Origin of the sequence: Acinetobacter sp. 22301, assembly GCF_052045285.1 — a bacterium.
GTDB lineage: Bacteria > Pseudomonadota > Gammaproteobacteria > Pseudomonadales > Moraxellaceae > Acinetobacter > Acinetobacter pittii.
In genome coordinates, this window is the sequence record NZ_JBQEOR010000008.1 from 39,423 (window position 1) to 56,910 (window position 17,488).

General features: G+C 40.5%; 15 protein-coding genes. 9 read left to right on the top strand and 6 right to left on the bottom strand.

Going from position 1 to position 17,488, the window contains the following annotated elements:
* Nucleotides 1-9 precede the first annotated feature (9 nt).
* On the bottom strand, nucleotides 10-1,164 hold the full coding sequence (locus ACTJJH_RS12790; protein WP_440601230.1) for an acyl-CoA dehydrogenase family protein: 1,155 nt from the start codon (nucleotides 1,162-1,164) through the stop codon (nucleotides 10-12).
* Nucleotides 1,165-1,475: 311 nt separating this feature from the next.
* Between ACTJJH_RS12790 and ACTJJH_RS12795 the strand changes: the two genes are divergently transcribed.
* The 6 genes from ACTJJH_RS12795 (at nucleotide 1,476) to ACTJJH_RS12820 (ending at nucleotide 8,049) form a co-directional block, all read left to right on the top strand.
* Nucleotides 1,476-2,264 (top strand): enoyl-CoA hydratase, encoded by a 789-nt coding sequence (locus ACTJJH_RS12795; RefSeq protein ID WP_440601231.1) that lies wholly within the window; start codon nucleotides 1,476-1,478, stop codon nucleotides 2,262-2,264.
* 29 nt (nucleotides 2,265-2,293) lie between these two features.
* A complete protein-coding gene (locus ACTJJH_RS12800) occupies nucleotides 2,294-3,055 on the top strand; it encodes an SDR family oxidoreductase (RefSeq protein ID WP_060465826.1) in 762 nt (253 codons plus the stop codon).
* A gap of 61 nt (nucleotides 3,056-3,116) precedes the next feature.
* Nucleotides 3,117-4,640 (top strand): 3-hydroxyacyl-CoA dehydrogenase, encoded by a 1,524-nt coding sequence (locus ACTJJH_RS12805; RefSeq protein WP_440601232.1) that lies wholly within the window; start codon nucleotides 3,117-3,119, stop codon nucleotides 4,638-4,640.
* Between the two features lie 14 nt (nucleotides 4,641-4,654).
* On the top strand, nucleotides 4,655-5,860 hold the full coding sequence (locus ACTJJH_RS12810) for a 3-oxoadipyl-CoA thiolase (RefSeq protein ID WP_005069941.1): 1,206 nt from the start codon (nucleotides 4,655-4,657) through the stop codon (nucleotides 5,858-5,860).
* Nucleotides 5,861-5,969: 109 nt separating this feature from the next.
* Nucleotides 5,970-6,812: an IclR family transcriptional regulator gene (locus ACTJJH_RS12815; RefSeq protein WP_000081480.1), complete on the top strand. Its 843-nt coding sequence runs from the start codon at nucleotides 5,970-5,972 to the stop codon at nucleotides 6,810-6,812.
* 64 nt (nucleotides 6,813-6,876) lie between these two features.
* On the top strand, nucleotides 6,877-8,049 hold the full coding sequence (locus tag ACTJJH_RS12820) for an MFS transporter (protein WP_081274058.1): 1,173 nt from the start codon (nucleotides 6,877-6,879) through the stop codon (nucleotides 8,047-8,049).
* A gap of 60 nt (nucleotides 8,050-8,109) precedes the next feature.
* Here the strand turns inward: ACTJJH_RS12820 and ACTJJH_RS12825 are convergent, their stop codons facing one another.
* Entirely contained in the window at nucleotides 8,110-9,081 is a 972-nt protein-coding gene (locus ACTJJH_RS12825) for an NAD(P)H-dependent flavin oxidoreductase (RefSeq protein ID WP_440601233.1), read from the bottom strand.
* 229 nt (nucleotides 9,082-9,310) lie between these two features.
* Here ACTJJH_RS12825 and ACTJJH_RS12830 point away from each other — a divergent pair, with 229 nt between their 5' ends.
* Complete coding sequence (locus tag ACTJJH_RS12830; protein ID WP_064784479.1) at nucleotides 9,311-10,120, top strand: enoyl-CoA hydratase; 810 nt, start codon at nucleotides 9,311-9,313, stop codon at nucleotides 10,118-10,120.
* Nucleotides 10,121-10,185: 65 nt separating this feature from the next.
* Here ACTJJH_RS12830 and ACTJJH_RS12835 read toward each other — a convergent pair whose 3' ends face one another.
* On the bottom strand, nucleotides 10,186-11,031 hold the full coding sequence (locus ACTJJH_RS12835; protein ID WP_000996082.1) for an IclR family transcriptional regulator: 846 nt from the start codon (nucleotides 11,029-11,031) through the stop codon (nucleotides 10,186-10,188).
* A 186-nt stretch (nucleotides 11,032-11,217) separates the two neighbouring features.
* Complete coding sequence (locus tag ACTJJH_RS12840; RefSeq protein WP_064784480.1) at nucleotides 11,218-12,435, bottom strand: CaiB/BaiF CoA transferase family protein; 1,218 nt, start codon at nucleotides 12,433-12,435, stop codon at nucleotides 11,218-11,220.
* Nucleotides 12,436-12,766: 331 nt separating this feature from the next.
* On the opposite strand from ACTJJH_RS12840, the gene ACTJJH_RS12845 reads away from it, so the two are divergent.
* Nucleotides 12,767-13,918, top strand: a complete 1,152-nt coding sequence (locus tag ACTJJH_RS12845; protein ID WP_440601234.1) for an acyl-CoA dehydrogenase family protein — start codon at nucleotides 12,767-12,769, stop codon at nucleotides 13,916-13,918.
* A 61-nt stretch (nucleotides 13,919-13,979) separates the two neighbouring features.
* Entirely contained in the window at nucleotides 13,980-15,230 is a 1,251-nt protein-coding gene (locus ACTJJH_RS12850; RefSeq protein WP_440601235.1) for an MFS transporter, read from the top strand.
* Nucleotides 15,231-15,453: 223 nt separating this feature from the next.
* Here the strand turns inward: ACTJJH_RS12850 and phnX are convergent, their stop codons facing one another.
* A complete protein-coding gene (phnX, locus tag ACTJJH_RS12855) occupies nucleotides 15,454-16,269 on the bottom strand; it encodes a phosphonoacetaldehyde hydrolase (RefSeq protein WP_069122852.1) in 816 nt (271 codons plus the stop codon).
* 27 nt (nucleotides 16,270-16,296) lie between these two features.
* Complete coding sequence (phnW, locus tag ACTJJH_RS12860) at nucleotides 16,297-17,484, bottom strand: 2-aminoethylphosphonate--pyruvate transaminase (protein ID WP_440601278.1); 1,188 nt, start codon at nucleotides 17,482-17,484, stop codon at nucleotides 16,297-16,299.
* Nucleotides 17,485-17,488: the final 4 nt, after the last annotated feature.

Here is a 17,488-nt window from a genome sequence, read left to right on the forward strand (position 1 = left end):
GATTTTTTATTAGGCTGTAGCTTCCCTAATCATGTTTTTAGCAATAATAATTTGTTGAACTTGCGTGGTTCCTTCATATAAGCGGAACAAACGCACATCGCGATAAAAACGCTCGATGGCATATTCACTGATATAGCCTGCACCACCGTGAATCTGTACACAGCGGTCAGCAACGCGTCCGCACATTTCAGTCGCAAACATTTTGGCGCATGATGCTTCTGTGCTAATGTTTTCGCCATTGTCACGACGGCGAGCTGCATCTAAAACCATACATTTAGCTGCATAAATCTCGGCTTTTGAGTCGGCAAGCATGGCTTGAATCAACTGGAAGTTTGCAATAGGTTGACCAAACTGTTTACGCTCAATCGCATAGTGCAATGCGTCGTTTAACATGCGTTCCGCAACACCCACGCTATAGGCACCAATGTGCAAACGCCCTTTATCAAGCACTTTCATGGCCGTTTTAAAACCAACACCTTCTACCCCACCAATCAATGCAGAAGCAGGCACACGGCAATTTTCAAAAATTACATCACAAGTGTGCGAGCCCTTTTGCCCCATTTTTTGGTCAATTTTTCCCAACGTAATGCCCGGTGTATTTGCTTCGACTAAAAAAGCTGAAATACCACCAGACCCTTTAATTTCAGGATTGGTTCGAGCCATTACGGTAAAAGTTGCAGCATGAGGTGCATTGGTAATAAAACGTTTGGTGCCGTTTAACACATAAAAGTCGCCATCTTTAACTGCACTGGTTTTTAAGGAGGCAGCATCAGAGCCAGATTCAGGCTCGGTTAAACAAAATGAACCAATAATTTCGCCACTTGCGTAACGAGATAAATATTTTTGCTTTTGCTCTTCTGTGCCATCAATCAAAATTGCACTTGAGCCAATACCGTTATTAGTCCCAATTAAAGAACGAAAAGCTGGTGAAGTTTGTCCAAGTTCAAATGCAACTCTGACTTCTTCTTCCATGGTGATACCTAAGCCACCATATTCTTCGGGAATTGTGAGGCCGAACAAACCAAGCTCACGCATTTGCTGCACAATGTCATCCGGAATTTTGTCTTTCTCTACCACTTCGTTTTCACGAGGGATCAATTCATTTTTTACAAAATCTCGAATTGTTGAAAGTAACTGCTCCAACATCCCTTCATCACGGATCATCTGTGATCTCCCTTTTTATGTATTTCCATCGCACCCATCAGCCATCTCCAGCTTGTCTGGATACCATGTTTTAAATCTTGTTTACTGCGGATGTGTTTCATAGTACGAGAACGAAAATACAAATTTCAAGCTTTTTTGAAAATTAATTTCGTTTAACGAAATTTAAAAAATCACCATTACGTAATATCAATAACTTAGCTCATTTAATAAATCATAATTGCTCTAATGGACTAAATAAGACTTGAAATAAATTCCAAAATAAGCATCATAAAAGGAATATAGTTTTGGTATGCGAAACAAGGAATTCAAAAATGAGTGTATTAACAGGGAATAATTTCGTAGAAGTCGACTTTTCTATTCAAAAAATAGCGATTGTAAAAATAAACCGACCTGAAGCAAAAAATGCATTGAATACAGAGGTTCGCAAACAACTAGCACAAGCTTTTACCGAATTAAGTTTTAACGATGAGATCAATGCGGTTGTGCTCACAGGTGGTGAAGAGGTCTTTGCCGCAGGTGCAGATCTAAAAGAAATGGCAACCGCAACTTCAACAGAAATGTTATTGCGCCATACCGAACGTTATTGGAATGCGATTGCTCAGTGTCCTAAACCCGTGATTGCTGCTGTAAATGGCTATGCATTAGGTGGTGGCTGTGAACTTGCAATGCATGCTGACATTATTATTGCAGGTAAAGGCGCAACCTTTGGCCAACCAGAAATTAAAGTCGGTTTAATGCCGGGTGCTGGTGGTACACAACGTTTATTTCGTGCTGTCGGTAAATTCCATGCCATGCGCATGATTATGACGGGTGCCATGGTGAAAGCTGAAGAAGCTCATATCATCGGTCTTGTTTCACAAGTCACAGAAGATGACCAGACCATCCCAACTGCAATTCAAATGGCACAAAGCCTCGCAAAAATGCCTCCTATTGCCCTACAACAAATTAAAGAAGTTGCACTGATGAGCGAAGATGTTCCATTAAATGCAGGCTTAACTCTAGAACGAAAAGCATTCCAGTTACTGTTTTCAACCGAAGATAAAAATGAAGGTGTTCAAGCTTTTATCGAAAAGCGTAAGCCGTCGTATCAAGGTAAATAATTTAAAACCATAATAACAAAGGAATGAAAATGGCCAGAAAAGTATTGATTAGTGCAGGTGGTTCAGGGATTGGACGATGTATTGCTGAAGTCTTTTTAAACAATCAAGATGAAGTTTTTGTTTGCGATATTAATGCTAAAAGCCTAGAACAATTTCAACAAGATTATCCAAATTTGCATATCTACACATGTGATTTAGCTGATCATGAACAAATTAAACTGATGTTTAGCCAAGCAATTCAAAAGCTTGGCAGTATTGATATTTTAGTCAATAACACAGGCATCTCAGGTCCGACCGTTGCAGCAGATGAGTTAAGTTTTGAAGATTGGAACACGGTGATTAATTTAAACCTGAATAGCACTTTTTTAATTACCCAGTTAGCCATTCCCTATTTAAAGCAAGCACAGGCAGGCGTGATTATAAATATGTCGTCTATTGCCGGCCGCTTAGGCTATCCATATCGATTGGCCTACTCCACGTCAAAATGGGGACTGATTGGTTTTACCAAAACGCTTTCTATGGAACTCGGTACAGACAATATTCGAGTTAACGCTATTCTTCCGGGTGCGGTAGATGGTGATCGAGTTCAACGTGTATTACAGGCCCGTGCCGATGTAGCCCATACTTCACTTGAAGAAGTGACTCAAAACGCACTGAAAAATCAGTCGCTCAAGTATTTTGTCAATCCAAAGCATATTGCAGATTTATGCCTATTTTTAGCATCAGACAGTGGTCGCTCAATTTCAGGACAAATCTTACCCATTGATGGTGATAAACAATGCTTAAGCTAAATCACCCAACCCTATTTTTCCGTTTAATTTCAAATATAGATTAATCATCAGGATGATCGACATGACTTATGATATTAAAAGCATGGCTGTGATTGGTGTAGGTGTCATGGGCAGTGGTATTGCTCAAATTGCTGCGCAGTCAGGTCATACCACTTATTTATATGATGCCAAAGAAGGCGCCGCAGAACAGGCTAAAGAAAAACTGGCTGCTACATTTCAAAAATTAGTCGATAAAAATAAGATTACATCTGAGCAAGCAGTAGTGGCAAACAACCATTTAATTGTTGCTCATCAAATTGAAGATTTAAAAAATTGCGACCTCATTGTAGAAGCAATTGTTGAACGTCTTGATATCAAACAACACTTGATGCAGCAGCTTGAAGATATTGTTTCGGATAATACTATTTTAGCCTCAAACACCTCTTCTCTTTCTATTACAGCCATTGCTGCAAACTGTAAAAAGCCTGAGCGTGTTGTAGGCTATCACTTCTTTAACCCAGTTCCACTCATGAAAGTGGTCGAAGTGATCCGTGGTTTAAAAACAGACCCACTTATTATTGATGCTTTAAACGATTTATCTCGTGCATTTGGTCACCGCCCTGTCGTAGCGAAGGACACCCCTGGATTTATTATTAATCATGCAGGTCGAGCTTATGGCACCGAAGCACTCAAAATTTTAAATGAAAATGTCTGTGATATTAGTGAAATTGACCGAATTTTACGTGACGGCGTTGGTTTTAGAATGGGTCCTTTTGAATTACTCGATTTAACTGGCCTTGATGTCTCGCATCCTGTGATGGAGTCGATTTATCATCAGTATTATGAAGAAGCCCGCTACAAACCAAACCCGCTCACCAAACAAATGCTTGATGCCAAGCAACTTGGACGTAAGGTTAATCAAGGCTTTTATAATTATGAAACTGGCTCAAAAACAGGTGAACAACCTGCTCAGTTTGTAGAGCGTTTAGCGCAATATCCAAAAGTTTGGATCGCTGCCGATTTTTTAGACGATAAGAAACAGCTCGAAGATTATTTAACTCAGCAAAATATTGCCCTAGACACCAATTCTGAACCACAAACAGATAGCTTATGTTTACTTGCTTGTTACGGTGAAGACACAACCCAAGCGGCGACCCGTCTAGGGGTTAACCCTGAACATGCTGTTGCTATAGACATGCTTTATGGCATTGCAAAGCATCGCACCTTGATGCCTTCACTCATTACTAAATCTGAATACCGACAAGCGGCTCACTCTATTTTCAATCTAGATGGAAATCTGGTCAGCATGATTAATGAAAGCATTGGCTTTGTTGCTCAGCGTGTTTTAGCGATGGTGATTAATCTAGGCTGTGATATTGCGCAGCAAAATGTTGCCACGGTAGATGACATTAATGCCGCAGTGCGCCTTGGCTTAGGTTATCCATTTGGCCCAATTGAATGGGGCGATCAAGTCGGTAGCGAAAAAATCTTACTCATTCTAAACCGTATAACAGCACTTACGCATGACCCACGTTACCGCCCTAGCCCTTGGTTACAGCGCCGTGTCGCACTTCATTTACCTCTTACTTTTACTCACGAGTCTTGAAAAGGAATTTCTCAATGTTAAACGCATATATCTATGATGGTTTACGTAGTCCATTTGGCCGTCATGCGGGTGAACTTGCCTCAATTCGCCCTGATGATTTAGCAGCAACCGTTATTCAAAAATTACTTGAAAAAACAGGTGTACCAGGCGCGGATATTGAAGATGTGATTTTAGGCGACACCAACCAAGCGGGTGAAGATAGTCGTAATGTGGCACGAAATGCACTATTGCTTGCCGGTTTACCTGTCACTGTGCCGGGCCAAACGGTAAACCGCCTATGTGCTAGTGGTTTAGGTGCTGTGATTGACTCGGCACGTGCCATTACTTGTGGTGAAGGTGAACTGTATATTGCAGGTGGTGTAGAAAGTATGTCACGTGCTCCCTTTGTGATGGGTAAAGCAGAAAGTGCTTATAGCCGTGATGCAAAAATTTATGACACCACCATTGGCTCTCGCTTTCCAAATAAAAAAATTATTGCTCAGTACGGCGGACATTCAATGCCTGAAACAGGTGATAACGTTGCAGCCGATTTTGGGATTAGCCGTGAGCAAGCAGACTTATTTGCAGCCCAATCACAAGCCAAATATCAAAAAGCCAAAGAAGAAGGTTTCTTTGCCGATGAAATTACCCCAATTGAGGTTTTCCAAGGCAAAAAATTACCGCCTAAACTCGTTTCTGAAGATGAACACCCTCGTCCAAGCTCAACTGTTGAAGCGCTCACAAAGTTAAAACCGCTATTTGAAGGCGGCGTTGTCACTGCTGGTAATGCCTCCGGGATTAATGACGGTGCAGCAGCACTTTTGATTGGTTCTGAAGCGGCAGGTCAAAAATATGGCTTAAAACCAATGGCTAAAATTTTGTCAGCAGCAGCAGCGGGTATTGAACCACGTATTATGGGTGCAGGTCCGATCGAAGCCATTAAAAAAGCTGTTGCGCGTGCGGGACTTACTTTAGATGATATGGATATTATTGAAATTAATGAAGCCTTTGCTTCACAGGTTTTATCTTGTTTAAAAGGCTTGAATGTTGATTTTAATGACCCGCGTGTGAACCCAAATGGTGGTGCAATTGCGGTTGGTCATCCACTTGGTGCATCTGGTGCTCGTCTTAGCTTAACAGTAGCGCGCGAGTTAATTCGCCGTAAAAAGAAATATGCTGTGGTGAGCCTATGTATTGGTGTAGGCCAAGGTCTTGCAATGGTGATTGAAAACGTTTCATAACCATTGAACCAGATATCCATTCATCACAACAGCGCAGTGATGAATGGATTTATTTTGCAGAGCGAAATATAATGGCAAAACTATTGCTTTAATTATATTTGAGGATCGAATGTCTCAAAACACGGAAACTGAAAAACCAATAAATTTTGATGAGATACGTTTAGATCCTATTTCGCATATACATCGAGAAAATAACCCGCAATTTATTGCTTCTTTAGCGCGCGGTTTAGAACTTTTAAGATGCTTTTCTGCAAATAATCAGGTGCTTGGCAATCAAGAATTAGCAAAAATGACAGGTTTACCTAAACCGACCATTGCACGTATTACCAATACCCTTGTGTCATTAGGTTATTTAAAACAATTGCCTAACTCGACCAAATACACACTAGATATTGGTGTCTTATCTTTAGGATACGCAGCATTATCTAACATCTCGATTCGTAATATTGCTCATCAATATATGGAAGAGATGAGTCAGTATGTTCAAGCGCCTGTGGCGATGGCAACGCGTGACCGCTTAAATATGGTGTATATCGATGTTGTGCAAATTGAAACAGCCTTGAATATGCGCCGTCCAATTGGTTCTACTTTGCCAATCCATAGTAGTTCAATGGGACGAGCATGCTTGGCTGCGACCCCTGAACGTGAGCGCAATTTTCTACTTGATGCGTTGAAACAAAAAAATCCAGAAAACTGGCCAGCCATAAAACGTTCTTTAGAACGAGCTTTCCGTGATTACCAAGATTATGGATATTGTTTGTCTTTAGGTGAGTGGCATAAAGAAGTGAACTCGGTGGCTGTACCGTTGGTCAGCTCGAAACACGGTCTTTATGTTTTTAACTGTGGTGCGCCAAGTTTTCATTTAAATCCGGAAAAACTTGAAGGTGAAATTGGACCACGTTTAATCCACATGGTGCACAACATTCAAGATGCTTTGAATGAAACGCATTAACAGTCGTGCTTAAAATAGTCATGGTTGTGTTGATTAAGGTACCACTTTCATTATGACTATAGGCATGATGAAAAACGCACTCTATACCCCAACCATTATTTTAATGGCGATTGCCGCAGGCATTTGTACAGGTGGAAATTATTTTAGTCAGCCACTTATTCATTCAATTAGTGTAAGTCTAAATTTAACTGAAACAACTACAGCGTGGGTGCCAACTCTAGCCCAAATCACCTACGCATGTGGCTTACTCTTTTTAATGCCATTAGGGGACATAATAGAAAAGCGCAAGCTGCTATTTATCTTTATGTTATTGGCTTCAAGTGGATTAATTATTAGCGGGTTTTCGCACAATATTTATCTTTTACTGCTTGGTACCGTCATTACTGGTCTATTTTCAAGTTCAGCTCAACTGTTATTACCCCTTGCTGCAAGTCTGGTTCCGATTCAACAAAGCGGCCGTGTGGTCGGCTTTTTACTGAGCGGACTGATGATGGGTGTTTTACTCGCCCGTTCCCTTTCTGGGCTGATGTCTACGCTTTTTGCATGGAATATTATTTATCTGGTCAGTGGTTTTCTATTACTTATTATTGCCTTTATTTTGCATCGTAATATCGGGTTATTTCCACCAACCAAATCTGAAAACTATGTAAAGACTATTCGCTCTTTACCACAAATTTTTATTCAAAATCGGCGTTTAAGAACCAGAACTTATATTGGTGGTTTTACATTTGCTTGTGTAAGTTTAACCTTTACCACCATGTCATTGCTTCTAGCTCCAGCGCCTTACTTTTTTAGCGACTTTACCATTGGGCTTTTCAGTTTTGTTGGGGTGTTAGGAACATTTGTTGCCAATTTTTCAGGTAAATTTATTGACCAAGGCTATATCCATAAAATTTCGATTTTTTGCGGCATTGGGCTTATTTTAAGTTGGGTTCTGTTTTCACTTTTACCCTACCATTTCGCTTTTTATATTATTGCCTTACTCATTCTCTACGCTTCTCTTTCTGCTGTGCATGTCACCAACCAAAGTATTGTATTTAAACTTAATCAAGAATTACGCTCACGGTTTAATGCCATTTATATGACAGGTTACTTTGCTGGCGGTGCTATAGGCACAACAGCAGGAAGCTACGCTTGGAAACACTTCGGATGGACAGGTGTCTGCATTTTAGGCTTAATTTTTGCCGTTTTATGTCTTTATTATTGTGTGAGTGATGCAAAAAATCAGCACAGTTAAAACTTGTGCTGATCTTATATAAAGTATGTTAATAGTTAATTAGAAGAGCTAGATTAAGTCCTATAAAAGCCCTAATAACCGACCACGAATAATATCTTCTGCATCTTTAACAATTCGGCTAACCAATTCATCGCATGTCGGAATATCATGAATCAAGCTTGCGACTAAACCGCATGACCATGCACCTGCATTAACATCGCCATCAATCATGACTTTTGGATAGACGCCAGCGACTTCTTCAATAATATCTTCAAATTTAATGTTATCGCCTAGCGCTTTTTCTTTTGCCACGATTTTTTCTACGGCCTCATTATTCATGACACGCTCTGTATTTCGCAAAGCACGCATAATTAAACGCGTGTCTCGTTCGGTTGCATTCAAAATCGCCTGTTTCACATTTGCATGTACAGGAGCTTCCTGAGTCGCAATAAAACGCGTTCCCATGTTAATTCCATCAGCTCCCATCGCTAATGCAGCAGCGAGTGAGCGTCCGTCTGCCATTCCACCTGAAGCAACAAACGGAATTTCTAATGCATCGGCTGCTAAAGGCAATAAAATCATATTTGGCACGTCATCCTCACCAGGATGCCCACCACACTCGAAACCATCTACAGAAACCGCATCACATCCAATTTGCTGAGCTTTTAAGCTATGTCGAACCGAAGTACATTTGTGAATTACTTTAATGCCAGCAGCCTTTAAATACGGCATGACTTGTTCAGGATTACGCCCTGCTGTTTCTACAACCTTGACTCCACCTTTAATAATTGCCTCTACAAAACCCGGATAATCAGGGGTATTCACCGTAGGCAAAAAGGTTAAATTTACCCCAAAAGGCTTATCAGTCATTTCTCGGCAACGTGCAATTTCTTTTGCCAGATTTTCAGGTGTACGCTGAGTTAAGCCAGTAATAATACCTAACCCGCCTGCGTTAGAAACCGCAGCAGCAAGCTCTGCAAAACCAACATAATGCATACCGCCTTGAATAATTGGATGCTCGATTTCAAATAGTTCTGTAATTTTGGTCTTCATATTATTCCCACTCACTGTTCTATAGCTAGCTTCTCATTTCCTTAGCAGAGCTAGATGCTTATTTACTCATAAATCCTATCAGCATTTAAAGTAATTTAAGTTAAAAATTTCACAATACAAAATTATGTACCACAATATAAAACAAAATAATTGATAACGGAATTATTTTTCGATAGCATTATTTTAATGAGTTTAATTTTTAGACAGAAGTTATTTAAAGGAATGAATCATGGATCAGAACAACAAAACTCAAAACGAGCTTAAAACAGGCACAATTCATGAATATTTTGATAAAAATATACTAACGCTCACCATAAGTAATCCAACTAAAAAGAATGCGATTAATTATGAAATGTATGCGGCCCTAAGTCAGGCCTTAGATCAAGCTGCAACTAATCAAGACATTCATGTGGTTGTGCTGACTGGTGAAGACTCCGCATTTACCAGTGGTAATGATGTCAATGCATTTGAAAAACGCGATACCACCACTTCAGAACCACCCGCTTCGATTGTTTTCTTAAAAAGCTTAGCAACGTTTCCAAAACCGATTATTGCTAAAGTAAATGGTGTGGCAATTGGCATTGGCAGCACTATGCTTCTACATTGCGACCTTGTGTATGCAAGCCAAAACTCTATTTTCCAATTCCCCTTTGTAAACTTGGGACTTGTACCTGAAGCAGGTTCAAGTTACATCTTGCCAAGATTATTGGGCTTTGCTCGAGCTTCGGAAATTATTTTACTCGGTGAAAAGTTTTCGGCAGACCAAGCAAAAAATTATGGTCTGGTAAATGAAATATTTGATGCAACTGAGCTGGATCAGGCAGTTGAAGAAGTGGCAATTAAACTCGCTCACAAACCCAGCCAAGCGTTACAACTGAGTAAAAAGTTGCTAAGAGATATACCAATTGATGATCTACTCAATCGTATTGATCATGAGTCGACTATTTTCTCGCGTTGTTTACAAGGTTCCGAGTTTAAAGAAGCATTAAATGCTTTCAAAGAAAAACGGAAACCGAACTTTCACAGCCAAACAGCCTAAAACTCACCCACTAAAAAGCCAGCATTGAAGATCAAAGCTGGCTTTTATAAATAAATCAAATACGTTTAGCTAATCTCGGTACGAATATTATTCACCATGTGTAAAAGACGCGGTGCAATATCTTCTTCAAGTTTTTCACGGTTCATAATAAAACTTGGACCACCACAGTTGAACACCAGCAAACCATGTTGTTCATGAATCAGTGGAACTGCAACCGAATTGACATCTTTATGCCATTCACCGATTGAAAAACAGTATCCAAAATCTTGGTAATCTTTGAAAGCTTTATCTAGATCACGGTTAATTTTGATCCAGTCTTCTTTGTGCTTGCTACGGATGGCATCAAGTAAAAACTCTCTTTCATCTTCAGGCATTGCAGCTAAACAGGCACGTCCCATTGAACTTAAATGAATCGGTAAATAAGTTCCAACTTGACGGCGCATGGTCATATTGCCTTTGCCTTGTACCACATCAAGATAAATCATATTCAGTCGATCACGTGTTGCCATGGCTACGGCAGCGCCCGCATAGTCTGCCAAATTTTTCATATATGGATGAGCAATAGAGCGAATCGATACGTTAGACAACATGGAATAACCAAACGCAAGAACACCTACTGAAAGCTGGAATTTGCTTGAGTTAGGTACTTGTTTGATATAGCCCAAACGCGACAAGGTATGTGTAAGGCGAGTAATGGTTGGTTTTGGCAAACCTGTCATCTGAGCAAGCTCTTGATTGCCCAAATGCTGATGTTTAGGCGTAAAACAACGTAATAGCTCTAAACCACGTGCTAATGCAGTAATAAATTGGCGATCATTTTCATCCTGCATGTCTTCAATCGGATGTAATAATTCATGCCTTAAAGGCGCTAATAATTTTTCTGTCTGCTCTGCATCAACTGCATCATTCATTGTCATACCAATCCATATTTTGTTTCGCACTGCGAAAATTATAATCTATTTTTTCTATAAATAGCAAAAGAGCAAACATCCGAGTCTGCATCTAAAAGATAACTTCATTTAACTCATTAAAGCGAAAGATTAAATATTTTATTTTCTGATTTTAAATATAATTTTAACCTTCCGCTTTTAAGCCACCTACCCAATTACGCCCTTTTCTTTGAGCTCAGCCAGTTTTTCTGAAGAAACCACTCTTCCCAAAACGGCCTGCGTATGTTCACCCAACAGCGGCGGTGCTGTTTTGTATTCAACGGGTGTTCTAGAAAATTTGATTGGTGACCCAATTACCTTCAGTTTTTCACGCTGAGGATGGTTCATCTCGACTAACATTTCACGGGCAATCACTTGAGGTTCTTGAAAAGCTTGTTCCAAGTTATTGATTACACCTACGGGAACTTTAGCCGCATAGATTGCATCTACCCATTCATCTGCTGTTTTTGTTAAAAAGTGAGTTTGTAGAATCCCGATAATTTCATCACGATGCTTAATGCGGTCTGCATTTCTGGCAAAACGTGCATCATTTGGTAAATCGGGTAATCCAATACTTCGACAGAGCTGAATAAACTGAGTGTCATTTCCACACGCAATAATGAAATCACGGTCAGAAGCTTTGAACACTTGATAAGGCACAATATTGGCGTGTGCATTGCCATAACGTTTAGGGATATTACCCGATGAAAGATAGTTCATTCCCTGATTTGCCATTGTGGCAATTTGAACATCAAGCAAAGCCATATCAATGTATTGGCCTAAACCCGTCACATGGCGGTTGAGTAAAGCAGCTTGTATGGCAATCGTAGAATAAAGCCCCGTGGCTAAATCAGAAAATGCGACGCCTACTTTTTGTGGTCCACCGCCGGGCAAATCATCACGCTCACCTGTGACCGACATGAGCCCGCCCATACCCTGAATAATAAAGTCGTAACCGGGTTCCTCTGCTCTTGGACCAGTTTGACCAAAGCCTGTAATTGAGCAATACACCAATTTCGGGTTAATTGCAGATAAAGACTCGTAGTCTAAGCCGTATTTTTTTAAAGACCCCGCTTTGTAGTTTTCAATCACAACATCGGTGTCTTGAATAAGAGCTTTAATCAATTCTTGACCATCAGGACTCGCAATGTCGATGGCAACCGATAGTTTATTGCGGTTGGTCGACTGATAATAAGCGGCTTCTTGAGTGTCTTGGCCTGAGTCATCTTTCATCCAAGGCGGCCCCCAAGAACGGGTATCGTCACCGACTTTTGGTCGTTCAATCTTGATTACTTCTGCACCTAAATCGGCAAGAATCTGTCCACACCAAGGCCCAGCCAACACCCGACTTAAGTCAAGCACCCGAATTCCATTTAAAGCACCCATCTTCATCCCACTATATTTTGTGACTCATTTCCTATAGGAAAACTTATCCATTTAAAATTTCGCATAGCGATATATATTTTTAATATACACAGCTCTTTTTAAAAATCAAACTTTAATTTTCCACTAAAAATAATGATTTTTTATAAGAAAATATAGCTCAAATAAATCAATAAATTAGCCAAACATAAATCAACAACAAAGTATCGCATTGCGAAATTAATTTTCAAAATATATTGTTTTGCGTTCATCGTTTGATTACTATCGCTTCAAATATTGGTGATTTTACGAACATCACATTGATGTTTTCTGCATGTAGTAAAAGGACGAGACTATGATTCGAGATCAGGAAACCTTAAATCAACTTGTTGATATGATTCGACAATTTGTTGAAGGTGTATTAATTCCTCATGAGAATGAAGTCGCTGAAACGGATGAAATTCCTCAAGATATCGTTGAGCAAATGAAAGCGCTGGGCTTATTTGGTTTAACCATTCCTGAAGAGTACGAAGGTCTTGGCCTGACGATGGAAGAAGAAGTCTATGTGGCTTTTGAATTAGGTCGTACCTCTCCTGCTTTTCGCTCTCTCATTGGGACCAATAATGGCATTGGCTCAAGTGGCCTGATTATTGATGGGACCGAAGCACAAAAATCATTTTTCTTGCCACGTTTAGCACGTGGTGAAGTGATCAGTTCTTTTTGCTTAACCGAACCGGATGCAGGTTCTGATGCTGCCTCTTTAAAAACCACCGCTGTAAAAGACGGTGACTTTTACATTTTAAATGGTACTAAACGCTTTATCACCAATGCTCCTCACGCTGGTGTATTTACAGTCATGGCACGTACAAACCCTGATATTAAAGGCACTAGTGGTATTTCTGCGTTTATTGTCGATAGTCAAACTCCGGGTATTTCTCTTGGTAAACGGGATAAAAAAATGGGGCAAAAAGGCGCCCATACCTGTGACGTTATTTTTGAAAATTGTCGCATTCCTGCTTCAGCGCTCATTGGTGGTGTTGAAGGAGTTGGTTTTAAAACTGCTATGAAAGTACTCGATAAAGGCCGTTTGCATATTGCGGCTTTGAGTGTCGGTGCAGCAACACGACTGCTAGACGATTCTTTAAATTACGCCATCGAACGCAAGCAATTTGGACAACCGATTGCCGAATTTCAACTCATTCAAGCCATGCTTGCTGACTCAAAAGCTGAAATTTATGCCGCTAAATGTATGGTCTTAGACGCTGCACGCCTACGCGATGCAGGACAAAACGTTAGCACCGAAGCTTCTTGCGCAAAAATGTTTGCAACCGAAATGTGTGGCCGCGTTGCTGATCGCTGCGTACAAATTCACGGCGGTGCAGGCTATATCAGTGAGTATGCGATTGAACGTTTTTATAGAGATGTTCGTTTGTTCCGTCTCTATGAAGGGACCACTCAAATTCAACAAGTGATTATTGCCCGAAACATGATTCGCGCTGCGTCTTAATCAAATTTTAAGCGCTTCAAAACGACTTGAAGTGCTTTCAATCAAATGTAGGTAATGGATTATGGCTACAAATTACAAAGAAGGTCTTTCTCGTATACAGCCTCATACGTGGAAAATAGCATTTATTTTTGCATTTCTGGCGCTATTGGTAGATGGTGCAGATTTGATGATGCTGTCTTATAGCTTAAATAGTATTAAGGCAGATTTTGGATTAAGTTCAGTACAAGCAGGTATGCTTGGCAGTTTCACATTGGCAGGCATGGCTGTTGGTGGCATTTTTGGGGGATGGGCATGCGATAAATTTGGTCGTGTGCGCATTGTGGTTATTTCTATTTTAACTTTCTCGCTCCTCACCTGTGGCTTAGGTTTCACCCAAAGCTTTCTTCAGTTTGGTATTTTAAGATTTTTTGCATCACTGGGTTTAGGTTCACTTTATATTGCCTGTAATACCCTCATGGCCGAGTATGTCCCAACCCGTTATCGCACCACAGTACTGGGTACCCTACAAGCTGGCTGGACGGTTGGCTATATTGTTGCGACTTTACTTGCAGGCTGGATTATTCCCGATCATGGCTGGCGCATGCTGTTTTATGTTGCGATTATTCCCGTCATTATTGCTGTTCTCATGCATATTTTGGTACCCGAACCAGAAGCATGGCAAAAGTCTCGACTACAACAACCAGTTGTGGCTCAAAACGCATCGAAAACTTCGGCATTTAAGCTTATTTTCCAAGATAAACGAAACCGCAATATGTTTATCTTATGGGCATTAACAGCGGGCTTTTTACAGTTTGGATACTATGGTGTAAATAACTGGATGCCTTCATACCTTGAAAGTGAACTCGGTATGAAATTTAAGGAAATGACTGCCTATATGGTAGGTACATATACCGCGATGATTTTGGGTAAAGTTCTTGCGGGCATGATGGCAGATAAATTAGGACGTCGTTTTACCTATGCTTTTGGTGCAATCGGTACTGCTATTTTCCTACCTCTCATTGTTTTCTATAACTCACCAAGCAACATTCTATATTTACTGGTCACTTTTGGTTTCCTCTACGGCATCCCTTATGGCGTAAATGCAACCTACATGACCGAAAGCTTTGCAACAGCAATCCGCGGTACAGCTATTGGCGGTGCTTATAACGTCGGACGTTTAGGCGCTGCATTAGCCCCAGCAACGATTGGTTTCTTAGCCTCTGGCGGCTCAATTGGTTTAGGTTTTGTCGTCATGGGCGCTGCCTACCTAATTTGTGGTGTGATACCAGCCCTATTCATTAAAGAAAAATTATATGACCCTCAAAAGTCGTAAAAGACCCATCACAAAAAATCCTATAGGTCCTATGACTATAGGATTGATGGTCTAACGATCTAAACATGTGTTTTAGATGGTTAGCAGGAAATAAGGAATTTACTCCTCAAAGTTACTCTTTATTTCCCCATATGTAGAGTTTATTACTCTTCATTTTAATTTTTTAGGTAAGCTTAGCTCCCAAGGGAGCTAAGCTTAAAAATATATTGCCCTAAACATTTGTTTAAGGTCGTTCCCCTTGCCCTAAACGGCGTTCAATATCATCTAAAACATTTGGCAAGTCAGCGACACTATCAATCACATAGTGAGCGCCCGACGCATTCATTTTTTGGTATGCCTTATCTTTTAGAATAATCTGTTCATCGGCCGATAGCGAACTCCACTCTTCATAGCTTAAACCGACTTCATTACCACTAATCGCAAGTCCTACTGTCCAGCATCCGGCATTTAAACCTTCGTCAATACCCACTACGGTATCATCTACTTTTACAACAGTTTTAATATCAGACACGTCGAGTTGAATTAAGTTCTTCCATAGCATTTCAGGATATGGACGACCATATTTCACATCACTGGCAGTAACGATACAGTCTGGACGGTAACCCTGATCGGCAGCATCTTTAACCAAACGACCAATCATCATGGATGCATAACCGGTGTTACTCCCAATTTTTGCACCACGCTTTTTAATATTTTCAAACGTTTCTAATGCGCCCGGAATTAACGCAGAACATGTTGGAATAGAATTTAACTGATACGGAATAAAGTCTTTATATAAACGATCAATATCTGCTTCAGTTGCAGCTTGCCCATATACTTCCTGCCATGCCGCCGCTACACGCGGCATTTTTAAAACTGCTGCAATATGATCACGTTTCTCTAAACCCATTGGGGCACGCGCTTCTTCAACCGTAATTTCAACTTTATTGTCTTTAAATAAAGCCATAAAAGCCAAAATTGGTGCACGTGATCCGAAATCTACAGTTGTACCTGCCCAGTCAAAAACCACAGCCTGAATTTGTGTATTATTGGTTGTCATGATGTATTCCCTTTAATTTGATAAAAATTATGCTGTTACGGCTTGGTTTAGGTGGTTTTCACAGTAGCTCGCAATCGCAGCAAGAAGTCCTTCAATGTCATGAATATAAACTTCGCCAATATTGCCAATACGGAAACAATTAAGGTCAGTGACTTTGCCTGGATAAATTACATAACCTGATTTTTTCAGGGTTTCGTAGAAGGACTGAAAGCTAAATGTCTCGGCTGTTGGGTAAAGGAATGTGGTAATAATGGGTGATTGGGGTGCTTGATTGCCTAATACCAATTCAAAGCCTAGTTGTTGCATACCTTTAGATAAGGTTTGTTGGTTCTGTAAATAACGTTGATAACGTGCAGCAACACCGCCTTCTGCCTCAAGCTCAAGCAATGCTTGATAAAATGCACGCACCACATGGGTTGGCGAGGTAAAACGCCATTTACCGTTATACTGCTCCATGGTATGCCACTGGTCGTATAAGTCGAGGCTGACTGAACGAGCTAAACCTTTACAGGCGTCTAGGCAATCACGCTTGGCCAAAATAAAGCCAAAGCCCGGAACACCTTGAATACATTTATTTGCACTTGAAATCAGGAAATCAATTTCCAGCTCGGCAATATCCATAGGCACACCACCGAATGAACTCATGGCATCAACAATCCAGATTTTTCCTGCTGCTTTAACTAAACGGCCTATCTCTTGAATCGGATTTAAAATACCTGTGGTGGTTTCACAGTGCACACAAGCAACATGGCTAATGGTTTTATCTTCTAAAACGCGCTCAATCTCTTGTAAATCTGGTGACTGGGTTTCTAAATAGTTCAGTTCTACAACTTCAATATTTAGGCAACGTACCATTTGCACCATACGTGCACCGTATGCGCCGTTATTAATAATCAAGATTTTGCCATCACGTGGAATAGCTGAACCAAGCACAGACTCAACCGTAAAACTACCACTGCCTTGCATTAACACAGCCGTATATTTTTCAGGTTGACTGGTTGCCAAGTTGACTAGACGAGAGCGGATATCTTGTACCAGCGAGTTGTATTCTTGGTCCCAAGTACACCAGTCTTTTTGCATTGCACGGCGTACTGTTGCCGATGTTGATAATGGTCCTGGAGTAAGAAGCAAATATTTGTTCTCTAAATCCATATCGAGTTGGGGTTGCATGTTCATAATGTTACTCATTTCTTTCGCGTTCATTTCAATATACATCAAT

What these genes read in the sequence shown, in the direction of transcription:
- ACTJJH_RS12790 (WP_440601230.1), bottom strand. Translation starts at nt 1,164, where the DNA reads ATGATCCGTGATGAAGGGATGTTGGAGCAGTTACTTTCAACAATTCGA.
- ACTJJH_RS12795 (WP_440601231.1), top strand. Translation starts at nt 1,476, where the DNA reads ATGAGTGTATTAACAGGGAATAATTTCGTAGAAGTCGACTTTTCTATT.
- ACTJJH_RS12800 (WP_060465826.1), top strand. Translation starts at nt 2,294, where the DNA reads ATGGCCAGAAAAGTATTGATTAGTGCAGGTGGTTCAGGGATTGGACGA.
- ACTJJH_RS12805 (WP_440601232.1), top strand. Translation starts at nt 3,117, where the DNA reads ATGACTTATGATATTAAAAGCATGGCTGTGATTGGTGTAGGTGTCATG.
- ACTJJH_RS12810 (WP_005069941.1), top strand. Translation starts at nt 4,655, where the DNA reads ATGTTAAACGCATATATCTATGATGGTTTACGTAGTCCATTTGGCCGT.
- ACTJJH_RS12815 (WP_000081480.1), top strand. Translation starts at nt 5,970, where the DNA reads ATGTCTCAAAACACGGAAACTGAAAAACCAATAAATTTTGATGAGATA.
- ACTJJH_RS12820 (WP_081274058.1), top strand. Translation starts at nt 6,877, where the DNA reads ATGATGAAAAACGCACTCTATACCCCAACCATTATTTTAATGGCGATT.
- ACTJJH_RS12825 (WP_440601233.1), bottom strand. Translation starts at nt 9,081, where the DNA reads ATGAAGACCAAAATTACAGAACTATTTGAAATCGAGCATCCAATTATT.
- ACTJJH_RS12830 (WP_064784479.1), top strand. Translation starts at nt 9,311, where the DNA reads ATGGATCAGAACAACAAAACTCAAAACGAGCTTAAAACAGGCACAATT.
- ACTJJH_RS12835 (WP_000996082.1), bottom strand. Translation starts at nt 11,031, where the DNA reads ATGAATGATGCAGTTGATGCAGAGCAGACAGAAAAATTATTAGCGCCT.
- ACTJJH_RS12840 (WP_064784480.1), bottom strand. Translation starts at nt 12,435, where the DNA reads ATGGGTGCTTTAAATGGAATTCGGGTGCTTGACTTAAGTCGGGTGTTG.
- ACTJJH_RS12845 (WP_440601234.1), top strand. Translation starts at nt 12,767, where the DNA reads ATGATTCGAGATCAGGAAACCTTAAATCAACTTGTTGATATGATTCGA.
- ACTJJH_RS12850 (WP_440601235.1), top strand. Translation starts at nt 13,980, where the DNA reads ATGGCTACAAATTACAAAGAAGGTCTTTCTCGTATACAGCCTCATACG.
- phnX (WP_069122852.1), bottom strand. Translation starts at nt 16,269, where the DNA reads ATGACAACCAATAATACACAAATTCAGGCTGTGGTTTTTGACTGGGCA.
- phnW (WP_440601278.1), bottom strand. Translation starts at nt 17,484, where the DNA reads ATGTATATTGAAATGAACGCGAAAGAAATGAGTAACATTATGAACATG.